5 protein-coding genes are annotated in these 4,727 nt (G+C 72.4%); 4 read left to right on the top strand and 1 reads right to left on the bottom strand.

Annotated elements, in window-relative coordinates; genetic code table 11:
- The 3 genes from DW299_RS05090 to DW299_RS05080 all read left to right on the top strand — a co-directional run.
- Positions 1–592, top strand: a 592-nt coding sequence (locus DW299_RS05090; protein WP_136035930.1) for an aminotransferase class I/II-fold pyridoxal phosphate-dependent enzyme, incomplete at its 5' end; no start/stop codon positions are given.
- Complete coding sequence (locus DW299_RS05085; protein ID WP_136035929.1) at positions 589–1,980, top strand: amino acid permease; 1,392 nt, start codon at positions 589–591, stop codon at positions 1,978–1,980. The genes DW299_RS05090 and DW299_RS05085, both read left to right, overlap by 4 nt.
- A gap of 4 nt (positions 1,981–1,984) precedes the next feature.
- Positions 1,985–2,467: an Lrp/AsnC family transcriptional regulator gene (locus DW299_RS05080; protein WP_136028578.1), complete on the top strand. Its 483-nt coding sequence runs from the start codon at positions 1,985–1,987 to the stop codon at positions 2,465–2,467.
- Between the two features lie 30 nt (positions 2,468–2,497).
- On the opposite strand, the gene DW299_RS05075 is transcribed toward DW299_RS05080, so the two are convergent.
- On the bottom strand, positions 2,498–4,051 hold the full coding sequence (locus tag DW299_RS05075) for a dolichyl-phosphate-mannose--protein mannosyltransferase (RefSeq protein WP_136035928.1): 1,554 nt from the start codon (positions 4,049–4,051) through the stop codon (positions 2,498–2,500).
- Between the two features lie 39 nt (positions 4,052–4,090).
- Here DW299_RS05075 and rsmI point away from each other — a divergent pair.
- A partial coding sequence (gene rsmI, locus DW299_RS05070; protein WP_136035927.1) for a 16S rRNA (cytidine(1402)-2'-O)-methyltransferase occupies positions 4,091–4,727 on the top strand: 637 nt, incomplete at its 3' end.

Below are 4,727 nucleotides of genomic sequence, written 5' to 3'. Positions count from 1 at the left end.
CGTGCTCGTGGTGATCGACGAGGCGTACGTGCACTTCGATCGCACGGCGAGCCGCGGCGCCGGCATCGAGCTGTTCCGCCGCCACCCGCACGTCGCGGTGCTCCACACGTTCTCCAAGGCCTATGGTCTCGCCGGCCTGCGCATCGGCTATGCGATCGCCCCGCGCGAGATCGCCGAGGCGCAGCGCAAGGTGGCCGTGCCGTTCGGTGTGACCGACCTGGCGCAGGCCGCCGCCCTCGCGTCGCTCGCGGCGGAGGAGGAGCTGGCCATCCGCATCGACGAGGTGGTCGCGCAGCGCGAGCGCCTGTACGCCGTGCTCACCGCCGCGGGCTGGCCCGCCGTCCCGTCACAGGCCAACTTCGTCTGGGTCCCGTCGGGGGAGCGCACCGCCGAGCTCGACGCCCTCCTGCACGCCGGGGGTGTCGTCGCCCGCGCCTTCCCCGGCGAGGGCATCCGGATCTCGTCCGGCTCCGCCGCCGACATCGACAGGGTCGAGGCCGCCCTCGCTGCCGCGGTCTCCGGCGGCGACGCCGCGCACGATTCCGGCCGCGATTCGGACCGCGATTCCGACCTGATGGGGGTGACCGCGTGAGCGTCGAGGTCCCGGTCACGACGACCACCACGAAGGGCCTGCATCCCGGGCTCACCCGGCGCCAGATCTCCATGATGGGGCTCGGCGGCGCGATCGGCGCCGGGCTGTTCGTCGGCTCCGGCCAGGCGATCGGGATCGCCGGTCCCGCGGTCCTCATCTCGTATCTGGTCGCCGGCGGCATCGTCGTGCTGGTCATGGCGATGCTGGCCGAGATGGTCGCGGCACGCCCCAGCTCCGGCGCGTTCAGCTCCTACGCCCAGAAGGCGATGGGGCGCAGCGCCGGCAGCGCGGTCGGCTGGCTCTACTGGATCCAGCTGATCGTGGTGATCGCGGCCGAGGCGACCGGGGCGGCGGGCATCGTGGCCGGCTGGATCCCCGGCGTGCCCGCGTGGGTGTGGGTGCTGGTGTTCGTGGTCGCCCTCACCGCGGTGAACCTGTTCGGGGTGCGCAACTACGGCACCTTCGAGTTCTGGTTCGCGGCGATCAAGGTCGCCGCGATCATCGCGTTCCTCGTGGTCGGCGTGTGCGCGATCGTCGGCCTCATCCCCGGTGTTCCGGCCACGGGTGTGTCGAACCTCGTGGACGAGGGCGGCTTCGCGCCCAACGGCATCACCGGCATCGCGGCGGCGCTCCTGATCGTGGTGTTCGCGTTCGGCGGCACCGAGGTCGTGGCGATCGCGGCGGCCGAGTCCGACGACCCGGCGCGCAACATCCGCCGCATCGTGCGCGAGGTGCTGGTGCGCATCCTCATCTTCTACGTCGGCTCGATCTTCGTGATCGTCGCGGTGCTGCCGTGGGACGACCCCGCGGTGGAGGCCGGTCCGTTCTCGGCGGTGCTCGACACGCTCCATGTGCCGGGTGTCGGTCTGGTGATGGACCTCATCGTCGTGGTCGCGCTGCTGTCGGCCATGAACGCCAACATCTACGGCGCCTCCCGCATGGCGTATTCGCTGGGGGAGCGCGGACTGGCGCCGCTGGCGGTCACCCGCACGAGTCTCACGGGCGTGCCGTACCTGGCGGTGCTGGCGTCGGTCGCGTTCGGGTTCGTCACGGTCGGGCTGAACTGGGCGTTCCCCGATGTGGTGCTCCCCGCCCTGTTGAACGTGGTGGGCTCGACGCTGCTGGTGATCTGGACGGCGACCGCGGTCTCGCAGATCGTGCTGCGGCGCCGGGCGGACCGCGCCGGCGAGGCGATGCCGATGCGGATGTGGGGCTTCCCGTGGATCTCGTGGCTGTGCTTGGCCCTGCTCGCCGGGGTGATCGCCCTCGCGATGATCGACCCCGCGGCACGCACGCAGCTGCTGCTGACCCTCGGGCTGACGGTCGTGCTGCTGGTGGTGGCGCGGCTCACCCGTGGTGTGTCCCGTCCCGGCGTGGTGCGGGAGTAGCGGCGTGCGCATCGACCGGCTGGACGCCGCGCTGATCCGGTTGCTCACCGAGTCGCCGCAGCTGCCCATCCTGGAGTGTGCGCGGCGGCTGGGCATCGCACGCGGCACCGCCACCAGCCGGCTCGCGCGACTGCACGAGGGCGGGGTGATCGAGGCGATCGTGCCGCGCGTCGACCCGGCCGGCTTCGGCTACGGCATGGTCGCGTTCTGCCTGGTCGAGATCGATCAGAAGGTGGGGCACGACGAGGTGGCCGCCGCGCTCGCGGACGCGGTGCCGGAGATCGTGGACATGCACACCGTGACGGGGGCGAGCGACATGCAGCTGCGCCTGGTCGCGCGCGATGCCACGCAGCTGCAGGAGGTGCTCGACCGGGTCGCCGTCGTGCCGGGGGTGGCGCGCACGGCGTCGTCCATCGCGATGCGCACGCACCTGTCGGGGCGCGTGCTGCCGCTGGTCGAGCACGTGGCCACCGACGACGCCGGCTGAGCACCGGCCTCGCCGTCGGGGCTCCCGTGCTCAGATCCAGCCGGGCAGCCAGTTGTGCAGCCGCCAGAAGTCGTACGGCACGCTGATCCCCAGCCACAGCGGCAGGAAGAACGCCGACACGAGCACGACCACGGTCAGGAACACCACCACGGTGCGCTGTCCGGACTGGCGCCGGTGCAGCGGATCGTCGCGTGTCCCGGCGATGATCCGCAGCGTCATCGTCAGCGCGAGCACCAGGAACGGCATCATGACCACCGTGTAGAACTGGAAGATCGTCCGCTCGGGGAACATCAGCCAGGGCAGGTAGGTCACGGCGAGCCCCACGAGCGGCAGCGTGAGCGCCGGTTCGATCGGCTGACGGGCGATCCACGCGCGCACCAGGCGGTACAGCAGGTACACGCTCGCGGCGACGCCGCCGTACCAGATCAGCGGGTTGGGGATCGCGGAGATCACGCCGATGCAGTGGTCGACCCCGCACGCGGTCGGATCGGGGTCGACCCAGACGGCGGTCGGTCGCAGCAGGAACGGCCACTCCCACGCGGGGCTGGCGTAGGGGTGCCCGCGGCTGAGCCCCACGTGGAAGCCCAGCATCGCTTGGTGGTAGTTCCACAGCGCGAGCAGGGGGTTCGCGTCGCTGCCGCGGTCGTAGCCCTTGTCGGTCACGAGCCACCCGGTCCAGCTCGCGAGGTACACGGCCGCGGCCGGCAGCACCAGCAGCACGAACGACACGGGCCCCTGGCGGAACACGGCGGACGCGGGCCACACGACCACACCGCCGCGGCGCCGGGCCAGCGCATCGGTGACCACCACGTACAGCCCGAAGCCGGCCAGCACGTACAGGCCCGACCACTTCACGGCGCACGCCGCCCCCAGCGCGAGACCCGCGGCGACGAGCCACGGGCGGCGCCACAGCACCGGACCCCACAGCGGGTCGGGGGCGTCGGGGTCGCGACGCTCCAGGAGGGGGATGGTGCGTTGCCGGTCGAGCAGCACGAACAGCACGCCGAGCAGCACGAAGAAGGTGAGGATGCCGTCGAGCAGCGCGATGCGGCTCAGCACGATGCTCAGTCCGTCGATCGCGAGAAGGGTGCCCGCCACGGTGGCCGCGACCACGGATCCGGTCAGCCGGCGGGCGATCAGGTACACCAGCAGCACGGAGCCCGCACCCAGCAGGGCCGTGGCCAGCCGCCAGCCGGCGCTGTTGTCGGGGCCGCCGATGGCCATGCCGAGCGCGATGAGCCACTTGCCCAGCGGCGGGTGCACGATGAACGCGCCCTTGTTCGTGAGCGGCAGCTCCTGCAGGGTCTGGAAGGCCTCGTCGGCGCCCTGCCCCCAGACGCCCTCGTAGCCGAGGGTCCACAGCGACCAGGCGTCCTTGACGTAGTAGGTCTCGTCGAACGCCAGCTGGTGGGGGTGCCCGACGTTCACGAGCCGCAGCACCGCCGCGAGCGCCGTGACCACGAGCGGTGCGAGCCACCCGATGGCCCGTCCCCAGTCGGCGGCGTGCAGCACGCGGTCGCGCAGCCGCTCGTACCGCGTCGCCCGCGCCTCGGGGGGAGGCAGCAGGGGCTGGGGCGCGGTCACCGCTCCAGCCTAGACACCCCGCCCGCCTAAGCTGGGCGGGTGATCATCCTCGCCGCCACGCCCATCGGGAATCTCGGGGACGCGTCCCGGCGTCTGGTGGAGGTGCTGGAGAACGCGGAGGTCGTGGTTGCGGAGGACACCCGCACCACGCAGCGGCTGCTGCAGGCGCTGCACATCGCCAACCGCCCGCGCCTGATCGCGCTGCACGACCACAACGAGAAGCAGAAGGCCGCGGAGCTGGCGGCCCTCGCCGCGGACACCGATGTCGTGGTGATGAGCGACGCGGGCATGCCGACCGTGAGCGACCCGGGCTACGGGCTCGTGGCCGAGGCCGTGGCGCAGGGGGTCACGGTCACCGCGATCCCCGGTCCGAGCGCCGTGCTCATGGCGCTGGCGATCTCGGGTCTGCCGACCGACCGCTTCACGTTCGAGGGGTTCTTGCCGCGCAAGCCGGGGGAGCGCCGGGCGACCCTGACCGCGCTCGCCGCGGAGCCGCGCACCATGGTGTTCTTCGAGTCGCCGTCGCGCCTGGCCGCGACGCTCGCCGACATGGGGGCGGCGTTCGGCGAGGACCGCCGGATCGCGGTGTGCCGGGAGCTGACGAAGCTGTACGAGGAGGTGCGCCGCGGGACCGCCGCCGAGCTCGCCGCCTGGGCCGCCGACGGCGTGAAGGGCG

It is taken from the genome of Microbacterium sp. K35 (assembly GCF_004794375.1).
Taxonomy (GTDB): Bacteria; Actinomycetota; Actinomycetes; order Actinomycetales; family Microbacteriaceae; genus Microbacterium; species Microbacterium sufflavum.
This window is presented reverse-complemented; position numbering and strand designations above follow the sequence as displayed.